Annotated in this window: 23 protein-coding genes, 3 tRNA genes, 1 other RNA gene and 3 pseudogenes; 6 read left to right on the top strand and 24 right to left on the bottom strand. The window is 65.3% G+C overall.

Translation table 11 applies throughout. From position 1 onward, the window contains the following. Positions 1-220 precede the first annotated feature (220 nt). A pseudogene (locus JOF45_RS03825) lies at positions 221-1,407 on the top strand (IS3 family transposase). On the opposite strand, the gene JOF45_RS03820 reads toward JOF45_RS03825, so the two are convergent. The 6 genes and pseudogenes from JOF45_RS03820 to JOF45_RS13715 all read right to left on the bottom strand — a co-directional run. Next, the gene (locus JOF45_RS03820) at positions 1,292-1,876 is read right to left on the bottom strand and encodes a hypothetical protein (RefSeq protein ID WP_210048018.1); all 585 of its coding nucleotides are present in this window, start codon (positions 1,874-1,876) and stop codon (positions 1,292-1,294) included. The pseudogene JOF45_RS03825 and the gene JOF45_RS03820 sit on opposite strands and share 116 nt — an antisense overlap. A 130-nt stretch (positions 1,877-2,006) precedes the next feature. Continuing rightward, on the bottom strand, positions 2,007-2,270 hold the full coding sequence (locus tag JOF45_RS03815) for a hypothetical protein (RefSeq protein WP_188686740.1): 264 nt from the start codon (positions 2,268-2,270) through the stop codon (positions 2,007-2,009). A 163-nt stretch (positions 2,271-2,433) separates the two neighbouring features. Further along, positions 2,434-3,042, bottom strand: a complete 609-nt coding sequence (locus JOF45_RS03810; RefSeq protein ID WP_188686743.1) for a gamma carbonic anhydrase family protein — start codon at positions 3,040-3,042, stop codon at positions 2,434-2,436. Between the two features lie 4 nt (positions 3,043-3,046). Continuing rightward, the gene (locus tag JOF45_RS03805) at positions 3,047-3,322 is read right to left on the bottom strand and encodes a hypothetical protein (RefSeq protein ID WP_210048017.1); all 276 of its coding nucleotides are present in this window, start codon (positions 3,320-3,322) and stop codon (positions 3,047-3,049) included. 79 nt (positions 3,323-3,401) lie between these two features. Continuing rightward, positions 3,402-3,929 carry a DUF4111 domain-containing protein gene (locus JOF45_RS03800; protein ID WP_210048016.1) on the bottom strand — a complete coding sequence of 176 codons (528 nt, stop codon included), beginning with the start codon at positions 3,927-3,929 and terminating at the stop codon, positions 3,402-3,404. A 75-nt stretch (positions 3,930-4,004) separates the two neighbouring features. Further along, a pseudogene (locus tag JOF45_RS13715) lies at positions 4,005-4,151 on the bottom strand (nucleotidyltransferase domain-containing protein); the annotation flags it as partial. Between the two features lie 183 nt (positions 4,152-4,334). Between JOF45_RS13715 and JOF45_RS03795 the strand changes: the two are divergent. Continuing rightward, a pseudogene (locus JOF45_RS03795) lies at positions 4,335-5,363 on the top strand (IS481 family transposase). Between the two features lie 256 nt (positions 5,364-5,619). On the opposite strand, the gene JOF45_RS03790 reads toward JOF45_RS03795, so the two are convergent. Further along, on the bottom strand, positions 5,620-6,006 hold the full coding sequence (locus JOF45_RS03790) for a hypothetical protein (RefSeq protein WP_210048015.1): 387 nt from the start codon (positions 6,004-6,006) through the stop codon (positions 5,620-5,622). Between the two features lie 877 nt (positions 6,007-6,883). Between JOF45_RS03790 and JOF45_RS03785 the strand changes: the two genes are divergently transcribed. Next, complete coding sequence (locus JOF45_RS03785; RefSeq protein WP_188687056.1) at positions 6,884-7,510, top strand: site-specific DNA-methyltransferase; 627 nt, start codon at positions 6,884-6,886, stop codon at positions 7,508-7,510. 153 nt (positions 7,511-7,663) lie between these two features. Continuing rightward, positions 7,664-8,062: a hypothetical protein gene (locus JOF45_RS03780; protein ID WP_210048014.1), complete on the top strand. Its 399-nt coding sequence runs from the start codon at positions 7,664-7,666 to the stop codon at positions 8,060-8,062. Between the two features lie 337 nt (positions 8,063-8,399). Here the strand turns inward: JOF45_RS03780 and JOF45_RS03775 are convergent. The 17 genes from JOF45_RS03775 to arsB all read right to left on the bottom strand — a co-directional run bounded on the left by JOF45_RS03775 (position 8,400) and on the right by arsB (position 21,837). Beyond that, a tRNA-OTHER gene (locus tag JOF45_RS03775) sits at positions 8,400-8,520 on the bottom strand. Position 8,521: 1 nt separating this feature from the next. Further along, positions 8,522-8,593, bottom strand: a tRNA-Trp gene (locus JOF45_RS03770). Positions 8,594-8,973: 380 nt separating this feature from the next. Then, positions 8,974-9,055 (bottom strand) — tRNA-Tyr (locus JOF45_RS03765). 65 nt (positions 9,056-9,120) lie between these two features. Continuing rightward, positions 9,121-9,488, bottom strand: a transfer-messenger RNA (tmRNA) gene (gene ssrA, locus JOF45_RS03760). 104 nt (positions 9,489-9,592) lie between these two features. Beyond that, positions 9,593-10,711: a YqaJ viral recombinase family nuclease gene (locus tag JOF45_RS03755; protein WP_210048013.1), complete on the bottom strand. Its 1,119-nt coding sequence runs from the start codon at positions 10,709-10,711 to the stop codon at positions 9,593-9,595. Positions 10,712-10,779: 68 nt separating this feature from the next. Continuing rightward, a complete protein-coding gene (locus JOF45_RS03750) occupies positions 10,780-12,408 on the bottom strand; it encodes a hypothetical protein (RefSeq protein WP_210048012.1) in 1,629 nt (542 codons plus the stop codon). A gap of 20 nt (positions 12,409-12,428) precedes the next feature. Continuing rightward, positions 12,429-13,100 (bottom strand): hypothetical protein, encoded by a 672-nt coding sequence (locus JOF45_RS03745; protein ID WP_210048011.1) that lies wholly within the window; start codon positions 13,098-13,100, stop codon positions 12,429-12,431. A 24-nt stretch (positions 13,101-13,124) separates the two neighbouring features. Then, positions 13,125-14,168, bottom strand: a complete 1,044-nt coding sequence (locus JOF45_RS03740; RefSeq protein ID WP_210048010.1) for an antirestriction protein ArdA — start codon at positions 14,166-14,168, stop codon at positions 13,125-13,127. 57 nt (positions 14,169-14,225) lie between these two features. Beyond that, complete coding sequence (locus JOF45_RS03735; RefSeq protein ID WP_210048009.1) at positions 14,226-15,119, bottom strand: hypothetical protein; 894 nt, start codon at positions 15,117-15,119, stop codon at positions 14,226-14,228. Further along, the gene (locus tag JOF45_RS03730; protein ID WP_210048007.1) at positions 15,109-16,221 is read right to left on the bottom strand and encodes a tyrosine-type recombinase/integrase; all 1,113 of its coding nucleotides are present in this window, start codon (positions 16,219-16,221) and stop codon (positions 15,109-15,111) included. The genes JOF45_RS03735 and JOF45_RS03730 overlap by 11 nt, the downstream gene beginning before the upstream one ends. A 33-nt stretch (positions 16,222-16,254) precedes the next feature. After that, entirely contained in the window at positions 16,255-16,683 is a 429-nt protein-coding gene (locus JOF45_RS03725) for a hypothetical protein (RefSeq protein WP_210048005.1), read from the bottom strand. Between the two features lie 162 nt (positions 16,684-16,845). Next, on the bottom strand, positions 16,846-17,475 hold the full coding sequence (locus JOF45_RS03720) for an arsenate reductase ArsC (RefSeq protein WP_210048003.1): 630 nt from the start codon (positions 17,473-17,475) through the stop codon (positions 16,846-16,848). A 12-nt stretch (positions 17,476-17,487) separates the two neighbouring features. Continuing rightward, a complete protein-coding gene (locus JOF45_RS03715; RefSeq protein WP_210048001.1) occupies positions 17,488-18,834 on the bottom strand; it encodes an NAD(P)-binding domain-containing protein in 1,347 nt (448 codons plus the stop codon). Then, entirely contained in the window at positions 18,827-19,810 is a 984-nt protein-coding gene (gene trxB / locus JOF45_RS03710) for a thioredoxin-disulfide reductase (protein WP_168887299.1), read from the bottom strand. Before trxB ends, JOF45_RS03715 begins: the two co-directional genes overlap by 8 nt. Positions 19,811-19,822: 12 nt before the next feature. Then, complete coding sequence (locus JOF45_RS03705) at positions 19,823-20,263, bottom strand: arsenate reductase ArsC (protein WP_210047999.1); 441 nt, start codon at positions 20,261-20,263, stop codon at positions 19,823-19,825. 27 nt (positions 20,264-20,290) lie between these two features. After that, entirely contained in the window at positions 20,291-20,722 is a 432-nt protein-coding gene (locus JOF45_RS03700; protein ID WP_210047997.1) for an arsenate-mycothiol transferase ArsC, read from the bottom strand. After that, positions 20,719-21,837 (bottom strand): ACR3 family arsenite efflux transporter, encoded by a 1,119-nt coding sequence (arsB, locus tag JOF45_RS03695; protein WP_210047996.1) that lies wholly within the window; start codon positions 21,835-21,837, stop codon positions 20,719-20,721. The genes JOF45_RS03700 and arsB overlap by 4 nt, the downstream gene beginning before the upstream one ends. 77 nt (positions 21,838-21,914) lie before the next feature. On the opposite strand from arsB, the gene JOF45_RS03690 reads away from it, so the two are divergent. Next, positions 21,915-22,271, top strand: coding sequence for an ArsR/SmtB family transcription factor (locus JOF45_RS03690; protein ID WP_245324120.1), 357 nt, complete (start codon positions 21,915-21,917; stop codon positions 22,269-22,271). Between the two features lie 16 nt (positions 22,272-22,287). Continuing rightward, on the top strand, positions 22,288-23,379 hold the full coding sequence (locus JOF45_RS03685) for an ArsO family NAD(P)H-dependent flavin-containing monooxygenase (RefSeq protein WP_210047994.1): 1,092 nt from the start codon (positions 22,288-22,290) through the stop codon (positions 23,377-23,379). The last annotated feature ends 34 nt before the right edge of the window (positions 23,380-23,413 follow it).

Genomic DNA, 23,413 nt, shown 5'->3' with positions numbered 1-23,413 from the left:
TTTTCAACGAGAAGTGGCATGAGCTGTCAGAGAGGATGCACACGACCGGGTCTTTGGAAGACGTCACCATTGAGCAGCTCTTCCTGGGCTGGGCTGAGTACGAAGACCAAAAGATCCAGTCCATGAGAGACCGGGACATGCAACCGCACATCGAGCCCCAGGGTCTGCTGAAGGTTCGGTTGACTTCAAGACTGCTTAGAAAGCAGGAAGGATGGAAGTCATGCCGAAAGTCGTCTACACCGAGGAGTTTCGCCGGACCGCCGTGGAGCTGGTTGCTGGCGGGATGAGCCAGAAGCAGGTCTGCGCGGATATGGGCTGCTCGAAATCTGCGCTGCAGTCCTGGGTCCGGGCCGCGAAGCTCGAAGAGCACGGGATCGAGCCGGCTAAGGATGCTGAGGAGTCTCGGGAACAGGCGAAGATGCTGCGCCGGATCCGTGAGCTGGAGCAGGAGAACAAGGTCCTGCGCGAAGCTGCGGCGTATCTCTCCCAGGCGAATTTGAAGCTGGGTGGGGCCTCCCCAAAATGATGTTCCCGCTGGTCCGTGACCTTGCCGCCGCCGGGGTGCCGGTGGCGGTGACCTGCCGGGTTCTGGGTTTCACCAAGCAAGCGTTCTACAAATGGGCAGCAGCCCCGATTTCTCAGCGGGATTGGGAGGATGCCCACCTGCTCAACGCCGCAATCGATGTTCATGCTGATGACCCGGAGTTCGGGCACCGGTTCATCGCCGATGAGCTCGCCGCCGCCGGGTACCGGGCCTCTGAGCGGCGGGCGTGGCGGCTGTGCTCACAGCAGCAGATCTTCTCCGCCACTCAGCGCAAGGGCAGGAAGAATCACAAGAAGCCAGGCCCGCCAGTCTGTGATGACCTGCTGGCCCGGGATTTCACCGCCACCAGGTCGAATCAGAAATGGCTGGTGGACATCACCGAGCACCGTACCGGTGAGGGCAAGCTCTACCTATGTGCGATCAAGGATGTCTTCAGCAACCGGATCGTAGGCTATGCGATCGATTCCAGGATGAAATCACGGCTGGCTGTGGCCGCCCTGCATGATGCGGTTTCCCGCCGCGGAGGACCCTCAGAAGTGGCCGGATGCATTGTCCATTCGGATAGAGGGTCGCAATTTCGTTCACGGAAATTCCAGCGGGCGCTGAAGGGATACAAGCTGGCTGGGTCCATGGGACGGGTCGGGGCTGCTGGGGATAACGCGGCGATGGAGAGCTTCTTCTCGACGTTGCAGAAGAACGTGCTCAACAGGCAGTCCTGGGCCACCAGGGATCAGTTGCGAGCCCGGATCATTCACTGGATCGAAGCGACCTATCATCGCCGCCGCCGACAGCGGAGGCTGGGTAAGCTGACTCCGGTCGAATACGAGACCGTTCACAAGGATGCCGTCGCCCTGGCGGCATAAGCCCGACGGTCAACCGAACCTTCAGCAGACCCTCGCGCTTCGACACCTGGATGTCCCACGGCTCGGCGCGCAACGCTGTGGAGATGGCATCCCGGGCGCGGATGACGTCCTCAGAGAGCTTCGAGATGATCGCCCGACGACGGTGAGGTTCGAAGGTCGTCATCTGGTAGCCGGGGTAAGTATCGGCCAGAGAGACCGCACGCGACTTCCCGTCGGACTGTTTGGTGCCCTGGGGCAGCTTGATGATCTTCGAATCGTTGCCGGCATGGGAGGTCACCACAGTGTTGGACTCACGCTTGAAGATCGCCAGCCCCTCGTCGGGTTCGAAGCCGTCGAGCTCGAAGCCAGGACCGTGGTCCTCCTCGATGCGTTCGCGGACCCTCTGAACGTGCTTCGGGTTGTCGGGGCGGAACTTCTGCCCGACCCTCACACGCTTGCGCTCGATACCCATGCTGCCGCAGTTGCTCATGTTCTCCCTGCCGGTGAAAGTATGTGCCTCACTGGCCGTACATGCGCATCTGCGGGTTCCAAGGGCTCTTCAGGGGTGACCGCTGCCCCGCAGGAAGCCTCCCCCGGGGCGGCAGTGCATCAGCGATGCATCAGTCGTCGAAGAGACCCGGATCATCCTCGTCGTAGCTGATCTGCTCGCGGGACGACTGACTGATCTCAGCGTCGTCGTTCATACCCATCGAGTAGACGTAGTAGTGATCAGGTTGGATCAGGTCGCACCCTTCATCCCCGTCGACCCACCGGTATTCGGCGGCCACCTCGCGGGTCGCCGAGTGAGCGGCATCGTCAGAATCATCGGCGCCCTCATCTTCGACGAGCTCGGTGCGGACCTCGGCGGCGGCGTTGCACTCCATGGCTGTGTCCCAGGACTCGTCGCCGGTCTGCGGTCCGCAATATGGCGGGGTTCTTCAGATGCTCCGTGGCGGCACATTGCCGCGAGTGACGGAACCGGATGAGCTTCGCAGGACCACAAGGGGGTCCGTTTGCGGGACGCGATAGTCACACTCGCGCGACCACTTATCTCAAACGCTCGTCGGCGACCTGGTCGCCGCGATGGCGGCCGTACCATTGGGCTTGCTGAGCCATAACGTCGGCGAATGAGGTGTCGTCGGTTGCGCCGTAGACCGTGCCTTCGAAGTCGAGGTCGCGCTGGATCGCCCAGATCTTCTCGTGCTGGTCCGGAGATAGAACCTGGGCTGGGTCGCCAACGGCGACCCAGGCGATCGGCACCGTGGCATCGGCGGGCAGTGCCGTGTTGGCGTGCACGACGCCGTTGATGCGGACCTCGACCCGAGCAGCGAGCCGGCTCCCTGGGAACAGCGAGCAACCGGTGGCCAGAAAGCACTCTTCACCGATGGTGGCGCCGTTGACGTGGGCGTGCGGACCGATCAGCACATTGTCGCCGATCTCGACCGGGTGGATGCCGCGTCCGCGTATCAGCGCGTTCTCCATGATCACGCACCGGTGGCCAATGGTGACGCGGCCGTCCTCAGCCGTGACGACGGCACCGAACAACACGCGGGTCTCAGCGCCGATGTGGACGTCCCCGCACACCACCGCGTTCGGCGCAATGTAGGCGTCGGGGTGAACCTGAGGCGTCGCCCCTCGATGGGTGATCAGCGGCATGGTTTCACCTCCTTTCGTCGAACTCGGCATCGTGGATCCTAGCCTCGGCAGCTTGCTCATCGAGCGACTGCCGGTACGCAACGCATCCGCGCATGAATTTCGGCCAGGGCGGGACGGCAATGTCTGGATCGACCTGTTCGGGCAGGGTCCCCCAAAGATCGGGATGATGCCAGCACAAGTCATGCCCAGAACTGTCGCGATGCTCACGCACCGCGGTGCGAAGCTTCACCACCTCAGCCAGCAGCTCGTCTCGCGTCATGGCCTGCAGATCCTCATCCATACACCCAGCCTGCTCCACCGAAGGTCAACGCGGCAAGATCGAGTCCGATTGCCGATCCCCAACTGACACTTGGGCGGTGTCAGCGAGAACCGTGCCTGGGACCTGTCTGCTCTGCCAGCTCTGCCAGGGTGTGTGCCAGTGTCGTCACTTGCGAGGACCGGTCTTTCCACTGATCGCTAACCTCTCCGAGATAACCTGCTCGGGCATGTTCCAGTAGCACGCGGTCATTGCCACTGAGTTTGGGCGCAACCTGTTGGGCAGCGTCGTCTTTGGATGTCATCTGACCGGTCTCTAGTGTGACGATGATGCGCGCCATGGTTAGCAGGGCATTCCTTTCATCACCGACGATGTCCTGGATCACGCGGGGCACCACCGCCAAAAGCGCCTGTCGGAGTACCTCTGGCGGGACCGGGCCCAGAAGATCGTCCAGCTCGGGGCCACGCAGCACCGTGTGTGAATGCTGAGCCGACGCCAATAGTGCAACGGCGTCAGGATCGTGGACAGGCTTCGGCAGCATCCCTGTCACGAAGTCTTCGCGCAACCATTCACCGTATTGAAAGTCGCAGCGGGGTGCTTCAGCTATCGGGCACAGGTCGCTGAGAACCATACTGGTCACCTCCAGTGGTTGACGGTCGGCGGCACTGGGGAAATTCGCAGCGTGACCTTTCCATCCTGAGAGGTCAAGCAACACTGAGACCAGAGCCGAACGCTCAGAATCGGTCAGTGACCGGTGTGTGAGGATCAGCAAATCGATGTCGCTGTCGGGCCGCAGCCCTGTGGTCGTGGCGGACCCATAGAGATAGACGCCTACTAGGTCACCGGGGCACAGTGGTCCAGGTGTCTCAGAAGCGGGGCAAGCAGCTCATCCATCGTAAACCCAGGCTAAGTGTTGCGGGGCCTGACGTTGTTTACAGAACCGACGGGATGAGCGAAGAAGAGGAGCAGGCCCTCTGCGCTACATGATGGGTAATCGCGAAAGAACCGTCATCAGCGAAAGCGAGCCTGCTCCTCGATGTCCCACGATAACGCGCCACTGACCCCGCAAGGACGCCTCCGCCTCATCGGCCGCATCCAGAACGGACGACCGCTGGCCCACGTCGCTGCTGAAGCCGGAGTCTCGAGAGCCTGTCTGTCGAAATGGCACCAGCGCTACCAACACCACGGCGAAGACGGCCTCCACGATCGCTCATCACGGCCGCAGGCATCGCCGGATGCCACCCCGGACTGGGTGGTGGAGCTGATCGAGACCTGGCGCCGGGAGTATAAGTGGGCGGCCTCCCGCATCGCCGTCGAGCTTGAGAGCGAGCACGGTTTCAGCATCCACCCGCGCACCGTGGGCCGCTGGTTCAAGCGCCTGGGGATCAACAGGCGTCGCCACCTCGACCCGGGCGGCGAGTCGGCCCGGCAGCCCGGCACGATTACCGCCACCGCCCCTGGAGCGATGGTGCACCTGGATGTGAAGAAGGCCGACCGGATCCCCGACGGCGGCAGCTGGTTCGCCCACGGCAGAGACTCCGAGGCCGCCCGTGCCGCTGATCGGTCGAAGAGCGCCGCGAAGAAGCAGGGCCACAACAGCGGCGGCTACACCTACCTGTACTCCGCAGTCGATGGATACACCCGTATCGCCTACACCGAGGTGATGCCGGACGAGAAGGCCGCCACTGCGGTGGAGTTCTTGACCAAGGCCAGAGCCTAATTCGCCGCCGAGGGCATCACCCGACTGGGCAGAGTGGTCACCGATAACGGAGTGAACTTCGCCGCCGGAGACTTCACCCGGGCGGTGAACAACCTCGGTGGGATCCATCAGCGGATCAGGCCCTACACGCCGCGGCACAACGGCAAGGTCGAGCGATACCAGCGGATCCTGGCCGATGAATGCCTCTACGCGAGGACCTATGACTCCGAGCGAGCCAGAGAAGAAGCGATGAAGGTCTGGGTTCAGCACTACAATCATCACCGACCCCACTCAGCTGCAGGCGGTCAAGCTCCTGCCAGTCTCGTCCCGGGGCGCGTCACCAACGTCCTGCCCTCCTACAGCTAAGGGGTTCTGAGGCGATTCCTGAAGTCTTCTCCCCGTGCTTGTAGAGACTGACGTGTCAGTTGAGGATCGATGAGCGGAACGTGTTCTTCAGTGCGGTCGACCGCAGATCGCGACGAAGGTCAGCCCGCTGCTGCCGGCCCGAAGTTGTCTTGTGGATCGAGCGGAAGTATCACCGCCAACGCGCCCAGGACACCCTCGGCGGCTTGACGCCCATCGAGTTCGAAGCCAAGCTAGCCGAGCCGCACACACTCGCGGCCTAAACCGAACCTGTCACCAGTTCGTTCCTCACGCCCGGCTTGGATCTTCCCACAGTGATGGCGTCGCTGATGCGGGTGCCGGGGCAGACTTCCTCGGAGTCCATGGTCCTGCGCCGGGCCCAGGCCAGCGCCAGGCAGATCAGCATCGCGGCGACCGCATTCAGCGGGGCGAACCAGACCGAGATCTCAGCCAGCCCCGGGGACCATTCGGTGATCGCCTCGGTGACGGTCTCGTGGTGGAACTGCGGCGGATGCAGGGCGAATGCGGCAACGAACAGCGCGCCGAAGAACGAGTAGAGCGGCGGGCTCCCAAAGCCCCAGCCCTTCGAAGGTGCGACCAGTGTGTAGGCCGTCGTGTTGAAGAACTGCTGCGGCGATGTCATCACGAACCGGCAGCCGGTGCTGATGATGCTGTGCGGCGAAGTGAGCAGCGACGGCTTGCAGGGCGGAGACCATGCCTCGTGAGTGTCCGGCTTCGAAGTTCGGGGCACCGGTCGCAGGGCAGTGAGTGTGGGTGTGCGCGAAGAGGGTCGTGGTGAGGTGTGCAGGTGTGCGTGAGGAGAGATCTGAATACATGTATGTGTGTCTAGAAACTCTCACTCACACACATACACACGCCCTCTCACAGCTCTCCGACCCCTCTCACGCGCCTCATCTGCTTATGGCCCGGCGATCTGCCCTTATGGCCCGGCAAAATCCCACTATGGCCCGGCGATCTGCCCTTATGGCCCAGCGCCTTATGCCCCTGCATCCCCGCCATTCCGGGGATCACGCCCCTAATGGCCCTAATGGCCCGGCTCTGAGAGCAGACACGCATACAGGTATAATTCAGAGCAGAACCTCCCCTGTGTTTTCACGCCCCCTCATATGTGAGTTTTCCACAGCTCCACGAGACCCCCTCTGATCTCTGCTTTCACACATCCCTATAGGTGTCTATTTCCCCAGAGCCGGGCCATAAGGCCCCAAATCGGCCTCGATCCCCGGAATGACGCGGAAGTTGCGCTGGGCCATAGCCGGGCCATAAGGCGTAAATCCGGGGGTATTTTTGGGCCATTAGCAGGACACAAGGTGGGCCATTACGGCCTGAAACCGGCCGATTTTCGGGCCATTGTCGATTTGGGCCTGTTTCGGCGACTCTGCGGCTGCGGCCCGTCGCGAGACGTTTTCCACAGGCCACAGCAGGCCCCTCAAAGACCACTGAGTATGACCTGCGTCACTTACAGTGGGCGCGGGTGAGGAGCAAGCGCCGGACACTCTCGGGCCATGAGCTCACAGACCAAGGAGCAGAAGCAGGCCCCCTCGGTCGACTCCATCGTCGGCTACGACCCCATCACCGGCACCGCCGAGCTGACCGAGTCCGACGAGCAGCGCAAGACCCTACCGACGACGGTCTGGACCCCGCCGTCGCACAACTACTCCTCCTACGGGTCCTGGATGCTGCGCCGCTTTGTCCCTCGGGCGACGTTCTCGCACCCGAAGTCGATCTACGCCGTCGAGGACGCCCTGCGGTTTTACCTGACCAACAAGCCTCAGGCGAAGGTCCTGGACATCTATGCCGGATCTGGCAGCACCGCCCATGCGGTGATGCTGCTCAACGCCACCGACGGCGGAGCCCGCGAGTCGACCTCGGTGACGATCAACGAACTCTCCCCGCACAGGCTTCGCCACCTTGCCCTGGCCGGATTGGACGGCGACGAGAATGATCCGACCGGAGTCTTCTACGCGGTGTTGGTGCCGCGGCTGAAGGCTGCCCTGACCGGGCTGACCCCGTCGGGCGATCCGGTGAAGGGCAAATACTGCTTCCCCGACCGCACTGCCTGCTCGGAGGGGCTGCCCGGACAGCTGGCGGTCATGACCCGACAGGTCGTTCGGCAGGCCCAGGCGGCATAGAAAGAGCCCCGCAGACCAGCGGCACAGCTGGTCTGCGGGGCTCTGCGCTCCCCCGGCACGACTCGGACCCTCGACCCGTTCGAGGTCGCCAAGGTCTCGATGTGGCCGTATGAGCAGATGGCCGATCGCCCGAAAAAGGAACTTACCCAGTTGGTGAACCAGCTTGAGTACTCGGTCTACGTCGATGCGATCCGGAACTCGAAGTACAGCGCCATCCTCAACGAGAAGATCCCACCTATTTCCGAAGAGGTGGAGCTTCCTCCGAACTGCTCCTTCGATCTCGTGCCGGAGGGGATGCGCGAAGACAGGGAGCATCCGGACGTGCGGATCGCCCGGCGGGCGGAGAACCTCTCGCGGTTGTCTGCGGTCGCTCATGAGCGAGGTGAGGTCTCCCCCGGCCTGCGACGTGTGATCGTTATTCACGCGGTCCGGCTGGCCGACCTCGCTGCTGCACGACTCTCTTACGTGGAAGGCCGACGCGGCCCGAGTCCCGATGCCATCAACGTCCCCGAGCTGGTGGGCAATGTCATCAAGGAGCTCGGCGAGTCCTAAGTAGCACGTCGAGGAGGGTTCGCACCTCAAAACTGCGGTTCTAGAGACCGTTGTTCTACCGTTTGGGCTATCGACGCGGGGTGACAGCAGGACCTCGGTGTATCGAAGCCTACCGAGGCTAGGGGAGATCACGTCTCTGAGTGGGCCGCCCGGGAATCGAACCCGGCCCGTATCACTGTGCGCACCAGCGATGCGGCTCTCCGCAGCAACGACCCGGCACTCTGATCCCGAAGGAGCGACCCGGTGGGTTCAACAAGCCCTGCCCGGGTCATCCGGAATTCCCTTGCGGACGATGCGGGGAGGTTCAACCCTGTGCCGCGCCCATCAGCGTGCCTTGTAGGACCGGCCGGAATCGAACCAGCGCCTCCGGGGCTTCTACTTCCGGTCCTTCGGCGAGCATTTCCTCCCGCCCTAGACCGGCTGCGAACCCGGCGCTCTACCTGTTGAGCTACAGCCCTGCACGACGAGGAGGACTCGAACCCCCGCCTGCGGTTTTGGAGACCGCCGCTCTGCCTGTTGAGCCATCATCGTATGCATCATCAGACGGGACCGCGGTGTCTAAACCGCTGTCCGCCGACTGTGCGAGTTCTTAGGGGCGGCCTATACGGGCGCCGCCCAGTGCTCACTCAATTCGGGGCCTCGATCTGACTTCCGCATTGGTTTTCGATCGGCCATCTTCTCAGCTCCGTTCCCTCGGCTAGATTCGAGCCAGCCTCCTCATAAGACGGGGCTGGCTTCTCTCTGAGCGACGAGAGATGAAGCCCGCCCGCCGACGCGCAGGTACGCCTCGGGGCTAAGGACCCGTCATGGACGTCCTTCACACGGGGATGTACAGGTTCGAACTCAGTCAGGAGTTTCACTCGGTAGCTGATGTTCATAGGGTGTGTTGACGCCTCGGCGGGGCGGGCTCGTTGCACGGGTGGGATTCGAACCCACGAAGGTCATGCCATCTGGTTTACAGCCAGGTCGCGTTGTCCGCTTGCATACCGTGCATCGGTCCTCGCCTCAAGCAGTCCGTAAGGCTCAGCGGTGCTTTCTTCCGTCTGCTTCAGACGAGGCTGTGGAGGCGGCGGGAATCGAACCCGCGTCTCAGATCGCAACAGGTGAGGCGTCTCCATGTTCAGCCGACATCAGCGCTTCGAACACCACTCGGAGTCGGCGCCGCAGTGATGATCTACCCCCGAGGAAGTTCTCGCCCGCTGCGCGCTCAGGGATTCGCGCGGCGGACCAGCCGTCTCTATGACGGTGAGTCAGGCGTCGACGGCGTACACCTGGTCACCGGAGCTCATGCCGCGAGGGCGAACTCGTTCTGCTTCACATCAGAGTTGGCAGATATGGGGTGGTCGAACAGTTTCAGGAGGTCACGACCGTGGCTCCACATGCTTCCTCACCAGTTCAGCGACCTGATCGAAGCCAGGTCGCCCCCTTGATGTGCGTTCTCTATATGGTTGCCAATCAGCTGCACTCACAGAGTGTCCGGCGCTGGGGTCAGAACAGGACGCCCTGTCAGCACAGGTCCGCTGGATCCACTCAGATGGAGAACCGGCGGGCGCGGAACTCGGTGTAGAGATCCGGGTGGGCCTGCGAGAGGGCCTTGGTGTCGATGTCCTCCTTCTGGACGGTGAACTGCTTGGCCAGCTCGGGGTGTTCCTTGGTGAACTTCGACTTCGAGAAGGTCGAGTTCTGGCGGTTGGTCGCCAGCCGGGTTCCGTCTTCTGCGACGAGCTCTTCGGCGTCCTTCATGTGGCCCTCGATCACCGCCCGTGCGGTCTTCTGGCGCTCCTTGGCTGCGGCTTCGTCCTCCTTGGCCGTTGCGAACTGGCTCACGGCCTTCTCCACCTCCGGGGTCGCGGTGGTCTTCTTGCCGGACTCGGCGGTGGAGTAGGTCGACTGGATCTTCTCCAGGGAGTTGGGCTCGGGCGGGTTGCCGGCCTCCTTGCGGTCCCAGAGCTCGTCGACAGCACCGCGCAGGGCTTCGATGTCGTCGTCGTTGCGGTCGACCCTGATGATCATGAAGTCGCCGCCGACATCGGCTGCGACCCATGCGTGGCTGCGGCCGGTCACGCCCATGGAGTGCTGGACCTGCCAGTAGGCCTCCGGGGGCACTCGTCCCTCTTCCTCGTCCCAGTCGCGGCGGTTGTGGTACGAGGTCGTCTTGATCTCCAGGATGCCGCCGTCGGAGGTCAGCGAGTCCACTGAGGCGCGCATGTAGGGGCGCTCCTTGTTGGCCAGCAGTCCTCGGCGCTGGGTGGCGATGCCGGTCCGCAGGGTGAACTCTTCGCGGATGCCGGGTTCCATGGCCAGTCCGCGGCGCATCCGGTAGTTGGACTCCACCGGCTCGGCGACGCCGATCTTGTCCTCGTAGACATCCAGGACGTCCTTGTAGCGGTTCTCCCCCATCAGCGCTGAGGCTTCCGAGGAGCCGACGCCGTGGCGTCGTTCGGCCAGCCATTCCTCGCGGGTCGCGTCGGCGCGCAGGATCTGGGTCGCCTCCGGGAAGGAGTAGTCGACAGTCTCGGCCTGTTCGTCGATGCCCAGGACGTCGAGGCTGTCGTCGACATCGCCGTGCTGCTTCTGCTTCCACTTGCCGAGGTCGTCTCGGTTCTCGATCTGGGTCTGCTGGGCTGGGGAGAGGGTCTGTTCGCTCATGCCCGGTAAGTGTCCGGTGGCTGAGGCACCTCTCCGTGGGCGGGATTCCCTCTCCCAGTTGTCAGCACTCAAGAGAAGGTCATGTCGAAGAACGCGAAGATCCGCTGTTTGAGTTCAGGGTTCTGAGTGAAGGGCGCGTAGTCCGGGTCGTCGAACTTCTCCGGACGGACCAGTCGGTTGTTGATGCCCAGGCGCTCGACCGCGTACACCTCGAAGCCACGAGCGAGCTGCTCGGTCGGGGTGTTCAGGTACTGGCGGCGCTTGGAGTCGGGCTCTTGCAGCGCGGCGGCGTAGTCTCGACTGATGGAGCGGAAGTCCTGCTGAAGCGAGGCGCTCTGGCCCACGACGTGGTCGTAGTAGTGGCCCATCTCGTGGATGTAGGCCTCCGAGGTCCTGACATCGACGGCCACAGCGTTGCGATGGGGCGAGAACAGACCGCGGGCGTTGTGCCTGCCGAGCTTGCGGATGCGCAGCTCCGGGTTCCGGCCGTCAGGGATGGCCGGGAGCTTGGACTCGACCTCGGCGACGGCCTTCTCGAAGTCGGCGTACTCGGCCGGGTCCACATCGTTGTCGATCTCGACCTTGGAGAATGTGCCGCCGTTGGAGGCCGTCAGGGAGGTCTGGGCCATCATCGCCTGGTGGGCCTTGTCGGGGTGCTTCTTGTCGTCGAAGACGCCCGCGCTGGATCGGCTGGTCCGCTGGAGGTGCTTCTTCTGGGCCTGGAAGTTCCGGCCCTCCAGCTGGGCGTCCTCCATCTCGGCCAGGGCCTCGACAGTCCGCACCTGGGCGGAGGCGAACTGCTCGGTGGTGTATGACTTCCGTTCCGCGTGCAGGTCTGAGGCGGTGAGTCCCTCTTCGGCCAGGGTCTGGCGGACCTTCTGCTGGAAGGCCTGGTGGCTGTAGCCGTCCGGGAAGTCGTCGACGAAGTCTCCGGTGCTCTGAGTGAAGTGGGGGTTCATCGCGTTGATGTCGATCAGGTTCACCCCGGTGCGCCGTTCGATGCGCTCAGCGCCCGCCAGTGAGCGCAGGTCGGTCTGGGTGACCTGCTGGTGGGCGCCGATGTCGCCTCGGGAGCGGCCGAGTGTGAAGGTCCTCATCTTGTTGTGGCTGCCGTCTGTGACCAGCAGCCACCGCTGAATGCGGTCTCCGCGGGGGTTGGTGTCCTCCATCTTGGCCAGCCATCCGCGGGTGGCGTCCTTCGATGCGGTGTTCAGCAGGGCCTCGTCATCGTCGATGCGCCGGATCTCGGTGACGTGGCCCAGCTGGCCCATCAGCTCCTCGGCCTGTTCGTTGGTCATCCTCCGGTTCTCGTCCGGGGCGGAGACGCTGTGGCAGAGCCGTCCGGCCAGTCCTCGCTGGTCGAAGCGCTGTGAGGCGAAGCCGGCCGGATCAGCACCCAGAGCATCGGCCAACTCGTCGAGGTCGCGGTCGGTGGACCGGCCCAGGACCTTGCCGCGCAGGTCGGCGTTGAAGAAGCGGTTGGGCACACCGTCGAAGTCGGTGTTGAACTGCTCCTCGGCCTTCTCGAACTCGGCCATGAAGGAGTATCGCACCGGCTGAGGCTGCTCATCCTGGTCTTCGTCGAGGCCGAGCACGTCTGCGGTGTCGTCGACGTCGCCGTGCTGCTTGTGCTGGAAGCGCCCCTCGTCGTCGCGGTTTTCGAGCTGGGCCTGCTGCTTGGTTGAGAGGGCTGTCATGACTGATCAGTGTCCGGCGCTCAGCCGGGGATGTGCAGCTTGCCGTCGTCGCCGATCTCGGAGTTCTCGAAGGCGGTGCGGAAGGTCTCAGAAGCCGCCTCATCGAGGCGCTCGGCGACCTGCCGGTCCTCTGTGTGCAGCGGGTTGATCCGGTCGCGGAAGCCCACCCCTCCCCCGGATCCGGAGAGGTAGGTGTCTGCACCGAGGTCGTGCATGTCCTGGTCGGTCGCCGCGGCGAAGGCCTTCAGGTCTGCGTAGTTGTTCGACATGAAGTCTCCGGTGAGGTCGTCGAGGCGAGCAGAGGAATCCTCGGAGAGCTCGAGCTCGTGGTGGTCCATCTCCTGTTCGGGCATCTCTCCGTCTTCGGAGAAGGCTCCGTCGTTGTAGCTCATGGCGACGTCCTGCTTGAAGGTCCCGGCCAGGCCCGAGCGCATGTTGCCGAGGTCCTCAGAGGAGGCCTCAGCCGGTTCGTGCTCTGCGGCCTCGACGGCTGCGATGCCTGGCTTGGACGCTCCCAGGCGCTGCAGCGCCTGGGCTCCGCGGGACGTGTAGCCGGGCACCTCAGCGCCGGCGGCCTCGACGCCCAGGACACCGGCGGTGTCGTCGACGTCGCTGTGGGTCTTCTGCTGCCATTTGCCGCCGTCGTCGCGGTTGTTGATCTGGGCCTGCTGCTTGGCTGAGCGATGAGTCATGTCGGTCCTCGGAGTCGGTGGCTGTCAGTTGTGCAGGACGTGGACGCCGTCGAGCCCGTCGTTCTTCTCCAGGAAGGTGATCGCACCCTCCAGCTCGGCGTCGCGGGCGTAGGACTCGTAGTCGAGGTTGTCCTTCAGCCACCGCCCGTTGCGCGCCTTGACGGCGGCTTTGACCGCCTCCTCAGCTCGCTCTTCGTAGTCGGGGTGATTCAGGTGCTGGTCGATCGCTCCGTAGTCCTCGTCGTCGATCCATCCCTGCACCACCGAGCCGATGTCGCTGTTGCCGGTGCTGTCTTCGACGGATTCGCGGTCGATGTGGGTCATGACCTCGGTGTAGTCGTCGTAGTCGATTCCGGGGTCTTCGGCCTCCAGGTCGCTCTCCAGCCGGTCCATGTCGACGTGGCGGGAGAGGTTCTCGTACATCTGCTGCTCGACCTGTCGCTCCTGCTCGGTCTGGCGGTACGGCTCCTGGGGCTCGTTGGGCACGCTGGACTCGACGAGGTCTCGGGCCCAGTCCTCCTTGGACTCGTAGTCGCCGATGTAGGCCTCGGAGAACTCGTCGGGTCCGGGCTTGTGGTCGCCGAAGCCCTGGTCTTCGATCATGGCCTTGTAGGCGGCCAGGCCCTCGTCTCCGTGGTTGTCTCGGACGGTCTCGAAGTCCTGAGCCAGCTCGACGGTCTGGGACGGTGAGAGGGTGACGTGAGAGCCGATGTCGAAGCCCTCGTGGTCGGTCACCGCGACTTCGTCGCCCGCGTCGGGGTCGGGGGCCTCGTCGAGGTCCCGGTACAGGTCTGCGACGGTGACGTCCTCAGCATCCTCGGCGGCGTACCAGTTGCCCACCACGCGGCCGGCGGCGTGAGCGCCTTCGGCTTCGAGCCAGACCTTCGGCTCGGAGCGGTCCCGGTTCGGGTGCATGGGCACCGGCTGCGGGCGCTCGGCGTCGTCTTCAGAGAAGCCGAGCACATCGGCGGTGTCGTCGATGTCGCCGTGGGTCTTCTGCTTCCACTGGCCGGTCTCGTTCCGGTTGTTGATCTGTGCCTGCTGGGCGGCCGAAAGCTGTGTCGTCATGCTCCGTAAGTGTCCGGCGACTTCAGAGGACTCACCGGACCGCGGGTCATAGGGGTCTCAGTCTGTCTGTCGTTCAGAGGCGGGTCTTGAGAGCCTGGCGGCCTCCTGCTCGACCCGACGGATCATCGTCTCGTGGGCTTCGGTGAGGTCTTCAGCTTCGTCGAGCATCTGGGCCAGCTCTCTGAGACTGCGCCGGCGGTGCACGTTGAGTTCGGAGCGGTAGACCCGGCGCTGGATCTGATCACTCTGTGGTGCAGTCAGCGCCTCGGCCTGGCGGCGGGCCGTGACTGCCGAGACAGTGCGGGCGCTCAGGGGATGGTGTTCTTCGACCCACCCGTGTTTGTCGACGCTCGGAACCAATGCCGGAGCCAGCCGCCACTCCCGTCCGGGGTCGGTCAGACAGATGTGCCGGGCCGGACTGTGTTTAGCGCGGATCATCTCGGCACGGACGATGCCCATCCCCCATTTCCGATAGGTACCCAGGGTGGACAGCCAGCCGATCACCGCGCACCCGGGGCAGGACAACGGAGCCTGAGCCATTGGCACTTCGGATCCCCTGAGGGCCAGTCGGGATCCGAGGCTGATCTCCTCACCTGTCAGCAGGCGCACCTCGTTGCGCGTCATGCCCAGCGCGGCAGCTGTCAGCAAGAAGGCGTCGCGACGCCCTCGCAGGCCGGAGACCCAGCCGGATCGCGGGGTGGCCGCCAGCGACTGTGGGAGCGAACCCCAGTGGTCCGCGACCCGCCAGGCCGGCTGAGCCCCGATCATCGCCGAGCGTTCGGCCTGCCGGGGCGGGCGTCCCAGTCGGGTGCGGATGGCCCGAGACCTTCCCGCCTGGGTCGAGGCGGCCACCGGCACCTGGTCGAAGAACTCCTCATGGAGGGTGTCGGCGTCGCGGCCGGTGGCCAGGCACCAGTCGCGGTAGATCTGCCAGTGGTGCTCAGAGGCCAAGGTCGGCGGCGGCATTGTCGATCAGCGGGAAGTGCTCGCGGTCGTAGCGGTCCACCAGGGCATCAGAGGTGTGGCGGGTCTGCTGTCGAACTGCTCGGTGGTCGGCGCCGTTGCGACGGGCCTGGGTGACGAATCCGGCCCGCAGCGAGTGGAACCCGATCGGACCGGAGAGCCCGGCCTCTGCAGCGCGGCGCTGGATCATGCGGTGGAGGCCGTCTCCGCTGATCGGTCCGGCCATGTTGCCTCCTCTGCGGATGATGCGCAGCACCGGTGCCTGGGCGTCGTCGTGGCGTGCGGGCGTATCGCAGACGTGCTCCTGGCGATCCTCGAACACCGGAGTCTCGAAGACCGCGGCCATAGCCTCGGCCCGGGAGCTCAGGGCTGCGCGGCTGGCGATCATCCAGCGCCGGTAGGCACACGGCGGGCAAGTCTGGGGGTTCTGCCCGGCGGGCATGACCACCAGGGCGCCGTATCCGGCTTGGTCCCCCTTCGACCGCGGAATGGTGACCAGAAGTCCGACCGCCGGATCGTGGCGGATATGACCCTGCAGCATCGCGGCCATCTCGGAGCGCCGCATCGCGGAGGCGAAGCCACCCAGCAGCACGAAGGTGTCGCGCAGTCCGGCCAGCCCCGCAGGCCAGCTGGAGGTGTCGATGTCGCTGATGATGGTGCGGACATCGGCCAGCAGCAGCGGCCGCATCTGTCGGCTCTGGGATCCCAGGGCGCGGCGGATGCCGCGCATGACGTTCTCTACGGCCGGGTGTTTGGTCGGCGGCGAATGACCGGCGGCGGTGTGGGCGTAGCCGATGGCGGCCAGGTGGCGCTCGATCGTCGCCGGACGGTATCCGGAGTCCTCACCGCCGAGGGCCATCGAGGCCGCATAGGCTCGGACGGTCTCGACGGAGGCCGGCATCGGATCGACTCCCGCGGCGGAGCACCAGGCGGTGAACCTCCGCCAGTCAGAGGAGTAGAGCCGCCGTGTCTGCTCGGACAGGGAATTGGCTTCTGCCAGTTGGGCCGCCTCGGCCAGCATCGCCATCGCGTGCTGGGAATTCGGGCGGTCCAGGCCTGCTGTGGCAGGCGCCAGTGTGCCGGTGGTCATGACTCCACGGTAGAGGGCTCTGCTGTGATTCGCTCAGATCTGCGGCTGGCTCAGCTCGCCGCGCATCACCTTCATCATCAGGTCCTCGGTGACCACCGGGACCGGAACAAGCCAGCCGTAGCCGCGCAGATACTCTTCATCGACCCCGACGGCGCGCATCTGAGGGCTGGGCAGCATGTAGCCATCCGGGCCGTAGACCTTCGCCCCGTCGGTCCATCGCATCACCTGGTGTCCGGCCATCTGGTTCTTCTCAGTGCGTTCAACGCCCCGGGCAAGGACCTCGACGACCTCGGCCGAGGCACAGGCATAGGCATAGGACAGACCCTCGTCGAAGTCCTCATCGACGGTGATCTCTCCGATCGGGACCACCCGGTAGAGGTCCCCGTGACCGGCTGCTGCGGCGAAGAACTCGGCGAAGTCCGCATCGGGGGTGATGAAGACCGCCGGAGTTTCCGGGTGCATCCCCAGGATCTGGGCGCCGACGGACTCAGTCGGGTCCTGCCAGTGCTTCCTATCCAGGATCGCGCCGACCTCCAGGCCTGTGACTGATAGCGGGAGATGGCGGGGAATCGCAGTTTCGCTTGGCGGCTCCGGGTGCTTCTGTTCTTGCCCGGTGGGCCGTCGTCAGTTCTGGATCTCGGTCCACAGGGCGCGGACGCGGTCGTCGATCTGGTCGACGATTTCGCGGATTCGTTCCGGTGTCTCCTCGGCGGGGTCGGCGAGTTCCCAGTCCAGGTAGCGTTTGCCGGGGTAGATGGGGCAGGCGTCGCCGCAGCCCATGGTGATGACGTAGTCGGCGGCGCGGACGACGTCGTCGGTCAGTGGTTTGGGGAAGGCTCCGGACAGGTCGATGTGGCGTTCGGCCAGCGCGTCGATCACCAGGGGGTGGACCTCGGATCCGGGCAGCGAGCCGGCCGAGCGGACCTCGACCCGGTCGCCGGCGTAGTGGGCCAGCAGGGCGCTGGCGATCTGGGAGCGTCCGACGTTGTGCACGCAGACGAACAGCACCTGCGGGACGGTTGTCTCGATTGTGCCCTGTGCCAGGGCGAGAGCGCGGAGGCGGTCGGCGGCGAACCGTTCGGCGAGGATCGCCAGGTGGTCGCGGATTCTCGCGGTCCGCGACAGGGTGGTGTAGGACTCGAAGACGTAGCGCTCAATCGTCTCCGCGGAGAACATTCCCTCGTACTGGCGGGCGAGGTCATCGGCTGTGTGTTGGAGGACTTGGGTGTCGAGCGGCGGGGTGTCGGCGGCCATGGCCTGGTCCTTTCAGGAGCAGCAGGAGGAGGTGGGTGCGCCGCCGATGGTCACCGGGAGTGGCCCGGCTGGCACGTCGCAGGACCCGCCGAGGTCGGTGGTGCAGACTCCGGTCTCGGGCAGTTCGAGGTGGACGGTGTCGGCGGCGACCCGGTCACCTGCCAGTGCTGCGGCGATGGAGCGGACCTGTTCGTAGCCGGTGGCCATGAGGAACGTCGGTGCGCGGCCGTAGCTCTTCATGCCGACGATGTAGAACCCGGGTTCGGGGTGGGCCAGCAGGCGTTCACCGTGCGGGGGCACGCTACCGCAGGAGTGGAACTCCGGATCGATGAGCGGACCGAGCTGTTTCGGCGCGTCGACCGCTGGGTCGAGGTCGAGGCGCAGCTCGGTCAGCATCGACAGGTCGGGGCGGAACCCGGTGGCCGGCACAAGAACGTCCACGGTGAGCTTCTCGGCTCCGTCGGGTCCTGCGGCCTGGACGTGCAGCTGCTCGCCGTCGGTGTCGAACCCGGTGATCACGAACGAGGTGCGTACGTCGATCTGGCCGGATTCGACCAGGCCTCGGAGGCGGGAGCCGAGTGCGCCGCGGGCGGCGAGCTCGTCACGGTCCTCCCCGCCGTAGGCGTGGGAGACGTCGGCGGAGCGGACGGCCCAGCTGATCCGGGTCGCGGGGTTGTCGTCAGCGAGGTCTGCGAGGTCGAGCAGCGTGTTGGCCGCGGAGTGGCCGGCGCCGACGACGAGGACGTGGCGCCCGGCGAACCGGTCACGGTCGACACCGGTGACGGCGGGCAGGGGCTGGGTGATGAGGCCGCGGGCTGTCGCCTCGGCTTCTCCGGGGGCGGGCAGGCCGGACCGGCCGAGTGGGTTGGGCTGGTGCCAGGTGCCCGAGGCGTCGATGACGCTGCGCGCCAACACGTCCTCGGACGATCCGTCGGAGGAGGCGATGCGGACGAGGAACGGGGTGGTCTCCCTGCCGGTGCTGCGGGTCTTGTCGATCCCTTCCCGGGAGACCGCGATGACGCGGGCGTCGGTGCGGACGACGTCGCCCAGCGCGTCTGCCAGCGGGGTCAGGTAGTCGGTGATCAGCTCGTGACCGGTGGGCAGGACTTCCGGGTTCGGGGCCTGCCAGCCATCTGCCTCGAGGAGGCGGCGGGCGGCGTCGTCGATGTTGAACCGCCACGGCGAGAACAGGCGGGTGTGGCCCCAGTCGCGGATCGCGGCGCCGCTGGTGCTGCCGGCCTCCAGCACCAGCGGGGTCAGGCCGCGTTCGCGCAGGTGGGCGGCGGTGGCCAGCCCGACGGGGCCGGCGCCGATGACGACGACCGGCAGACTCTCGGTGTGGTTGGTGGTGTCAGCCATGGCTGGTCTCCTGAAGGACGGGGGCGGTTGCCGGTTCGGTGGCGGCGAGGAAGCGTTCGGCGTCTAGGGCGGCGGCGCACCCGGTGCCGGCGGCGGTGATGGCCTGCCGGTAGCGGTGGTCGACCGCGTCGCCGCAGGCGAAGACGCCGGGCAGGTTGGTGGCGGTGGTCGGGGCGTCGACGACGATGTAGCCGTCCGGGTCGAGTTCCAGCTGGCCCTTGACGAGTTCGGTGCGGGGCAGGTGCCCGATGGCGACGAAGATCCCGGTGGCATCCAGCTGGCTGGTGTTGCCGGTGAGTGAGTCGGTCACGCTCACGCCGGTGACCTTTTCGTCTCCGTGGATGGCGGTGATCTGGCTGTTGTACAGGAAGCGGATCTTCTCGTTCTGTTGTGCCCGCTGGGCCATAATCTTCGATGCGCGCAGGGTGTCGCGCCGGACCACCACGGTCACGGTCGCGGCGAACCGGGTCAGGAACAGTGCCTCCTCCATGGCCGAGTCCCCACCGCCGACGACGATGATGTGCTGGTCGCGGAAGAAGAACCCGTCGCAGGTGGCGCACCAGGACACGCCGTGCCCGGTGAGCCGCTTCTCATCGGCCAGTCCCAGCTCCTTGTACGCCGAACCCGTGGCGACGATGACGGCCGGTGCTCGGTAGGTGGCACCGGACAGGGTCGTGACCTCCTTCAGGGGCCCGGTCAGGTCGACGGCGGAAGCGTCGTCGTACTCGATGCGGGCCCCGAAGTTTGCGGCCTGCTCGCTGAGTCCCATCATGAGTTCCGGGCCCTGGATGCCGCCAGGGAATCCGGGGAAGTTCTCGACGTCGGTGGTGTTCATCAAGGCGCCGCCGTGGGTGACGGATCCGGCGATCACGCGCGGGGACAGCCCGGCGCGTGCCGCGTAGATCGCGGCGGTATAACCTGCGGGGCCGGACCCGATGATGATCAGCTCATCCGTTTGGGTGCTGGTGGTCGTCATGGTGTCAGCGCCTCACTTCGCGCCGGTCGATGCCGGCAGCAGCTCGGAGACGAGCTGCTCGATGCGGGCCTTGATGTCATCGCGGATCGGGCGGACCGCCTCGATGCCCTGGCCGGCCGGGTCTGCGAGGTCCCAGTCCTCGTAGCGCTTGCCCGGGAAGATCGGGCACGCGTCCCCGCAGCCCATGGTGATGACGACGTCGGAGGCCTTGACGGCGTCGGTGGTGAGGATCTTCGGGGACGCGGCGGTGATGTCGATGCCGTCTTCTGCCATCGCCTCGACGGCGACCGGGTTGATCTGGTCGGCGGGTTCCGAGCCTGCCGAGCGGACCTCGATCCGGCCGCCCGACAGTTCGGTGAGGTAGCCGGCGGCCATCTGGGAGCGGCCGGCGTTGTGGACGCACACGAACAGCACTCTGGGCTTGGTCGTGGTGGTGTTGGGGGCAGCGGTCATAGGACCATCCAATCCGGGAGTGGGTATTCAGTCGTTGAGAAGTGCGGAGTGCAGAGCCTGGACGCGGGCGTCGATGTCGTCGCGGACCAGGCGCATCCGTTCGATGCCCTCGATGCCGCGCTCCGAGGGCTCATCGGTGTTCCAGGTCTCGATCGTGGCGCTCATCCCGTCGACGGGTTCGACGTGTGCTTCCTCGCCGAGGACGATGACCCGGTCGACCCTGCGCAGCAGCTCGGGATCGATGGGCTTGGGCGATTCTCCGGACATGTCTGCGCCCACCTCGGCGACCACGTCGGCGGACAGGGCGTTGAGGGAGGTACCGGGCTTGGTGCCGGCCGAGTGCACCTCAACCGCGTCGCCGGCATGGTAGCGCATCAGCGCGGCGGCCATCTGGGACTTGCCGCCGTTCTTGACGCAGACGAAGAGGACGCTGGGCTTGCTGTCGGCTGAGGGGATCATGAGCTCACTCCCGTGGCGCGGCGGTTCGGGACGGTCGGGTCGTTGCGGAAGAGCTTGGGGCCAAGCCAGAGAGCGACGTAGACGAGGCCGATGAGCACCGGGACTTCGATGAGTGGTCCGACCACTCCGGCCAGTGCTTGGCCGGAGGTCACCCCGAAGGTGCCGATGGCCACCGCGATGGCCAGTTCGAAGTTGTTGCCCGAGGCGGTGAACGCCACCGAGGTGGACTTGGCATAGTTCAGCCCCACCGCCTTAGAGGCCAGCAGGCTGAACACGAACATCAGCACGAAGTAGATCAGCAGCGGCACCGCGATTCGTGCCACATCCAGCGGGTTGGAGGTGATCGCCTCGCCCTGCATAGCAAAAAGCAGCACCACGGTGAACAGCAGCCCGTAGAGCGCCCACGGCCCGATCTTCGGTAAGAACGTCTCCTCATACCAGGTGCGCCCCTTGGCCCGCTCTCCGAAGGTGCGGGTGAGGAAGCCGGCCAGCAGCGGAATGCCGAGGAAGACCAGTACCGAGGCCACGATCGCGGTGATGGAGAACTGTGCTGAGGTGGTCTCCAGGCCCAGCCAGGAGGGCAGCACCTGGAGGTAGAACCAGCCCAGCACTGCGTAGGCAAAGAGTTGGAAGACTGAGTTGATGGCCACCAGCACTGCGGCGGCCTCCCGGTCTCCGCAGGCTAGGTCGTTCCAGATGAACACCATGGCGATACAGCGGGCCAGTCCCACAATGATCAGCCCGGTGCGGAACTCCGGAAGATCGGGTAAGAAGATCCAGGCCAGCGCGAACATGAACGCCGGTCCCGCCACCCAGTTCAGCACCAGGGACAGCACGATCAGCTTCCGGTCCCCGGTGACCCGGCGGGTCTCGTCATAGCGGACCTTCGCCAGCACCGGATACATCATGACCAGCAGACCGATCGCGATCGGCACGGAGATCCCGCCAATCTTCACGGAGTCCAAGGCCGTGTCGAGCCCGGGCACGAAACGCCCCAGCAGCAGACCCACGGCCATTGCCGCCAGGATCCAGACCGGCAGCCACCGGTCCAGGAACGACATCTCCTTCGTCACCGGCACCGCGTTCTGCGCAGCCGTCGTTGCAGTGGTACTCATCCAAGCTCCTCGTATCGACGAACGTCTATCAGAAGACTAAACCGACGCATCGATAGCCGTCAATGTATAATGTAGTGATGGCTACTGCATTCGAAAACGTGACACTGCTCACACTCCATGCGAACGACTGCTGCTCGCTGGCAGTCGCACCCTTGAGCGCGGACCAGGCCGAGCAAATGGCGAAAAAGCTCAAAGCGCTGTCCGACCCCACTCGGCTGCGGGTGCTGTCGCATGTGGTCGCACAGGGATGCGACGCGGTGTGCGCCTGCGACCTGACCGAGACGCTCGGCATCAGCCAGCCGACGATCAGCCACCACCTCAAGAAACTCGTCGAGGCAGGCCTCCTGACCCGTGAACAGCGCGGCAAGTGGGCGCACTACACCGTGGTGCGCGAAGCGTTCGCCGAACTGCGCCAGTTCCTCGCCCTGGACTGATGACCGCGCAGTGGACGTGAGAGAACGAGTCGATGTTGCCGTCATCGGTGGCGGACAGGCCGGCCTGGCAGTCGGCTACTACCTGCGCCGCGCCGGATTGTCCTTCGTGATTCTCGATGACCAGGACGCCCCTGGTGGGGCCTGGAGGCACGTGTGGCCCTCGCTGCGGCTGTTCTCGCCGGCAGAATACTCATCCCTGCCCGGCCGGCTGATGCCGAGAACCTCCGGCGGTAACCCCGATGCCGATCACGTGATCCGGTATCTGGCCGACTACGAGGAGCGGTATTCACTCCCAGTCGTGCGGCCGGTGCGAGTCGCCCAGGTCATCCCTACCAGTGAGGGGTTCCAGCTGCTCACCGATGCCGGGCAGTGGCGGGCGCGTGCCGTCGTCAACACGACAGGCACCTGGTCTCAGCCCTTCTGGCCAACCATGCCCGGACAGAGGAGCTTCCGCGGGAACCAGATCCACAGTGCCGACTACCGCGGACCAGGCAAGTTCAAGGGCCAATCCGTCCTCGTCGTCGGCGGAGCGAACTCAGCCGCACAGATCGCAGCCGACCTCGTTGACAGCGCCGAGGTGACCTGGTGCCTGCGCGGGCAGCCGCGCTACCTGCCCGACGACGTCGACGGGCGTGAACTCTTCCGGGTGGCCAGCCAGCGGGTGCGCGCACTGGCCGCCGGAGAACCGGACCCCGGCGGCGTCGCGAACTTGGGCGACATCGTGGCCGTCCCACCCGTGAAGAAGGCACGGGATGCAGGACTGCTGATCCCGCACCCGATGTTCGACCGCTTCACCCGCGACGGCGTGGTCTGGGGCGACGGCAGTTTCCGTCGCGTCGATGCCGTGATCTGGTGCACCGGCTTCCGGCCAGCGCTGCGCCACCTGCGAAAACTCGATCTCCGCGAGCCCGACGGGACGATCAGCCTGACCGGAACGGCCTCAACCCGGATCCCGGGGCTCTATTTCGCAGGCTACGGAGACTGGACCGGTCCGGGATCGGCCACCCTCGTCGGGGTCGGATCCACCGCGAAAGCCACGGTCGGCGCCATCGCCGGCGATCTTGAGTCCGCCACGACTGCTGCGGCCATCTCTGCACGAGCACGGTGAGTACCATCAGCGCATGGAGATGATGTGCGCGGAC

This window comes from Nesterenkonia lacusekhoensis (assembly GCF_017876395.1).
Lineage (GTDB): Bacteria > Actinomycetota > Actinomycetes > Actinomycetales > Micrococcaceae > Nesterenkonia > Nesterenkonia lacusekhoensis.
The sequence above is the reverse complement of the archived record's forward strand: the minus strand, read 5'-3'. Positions and strand labels throughout refer to the sequence as shown.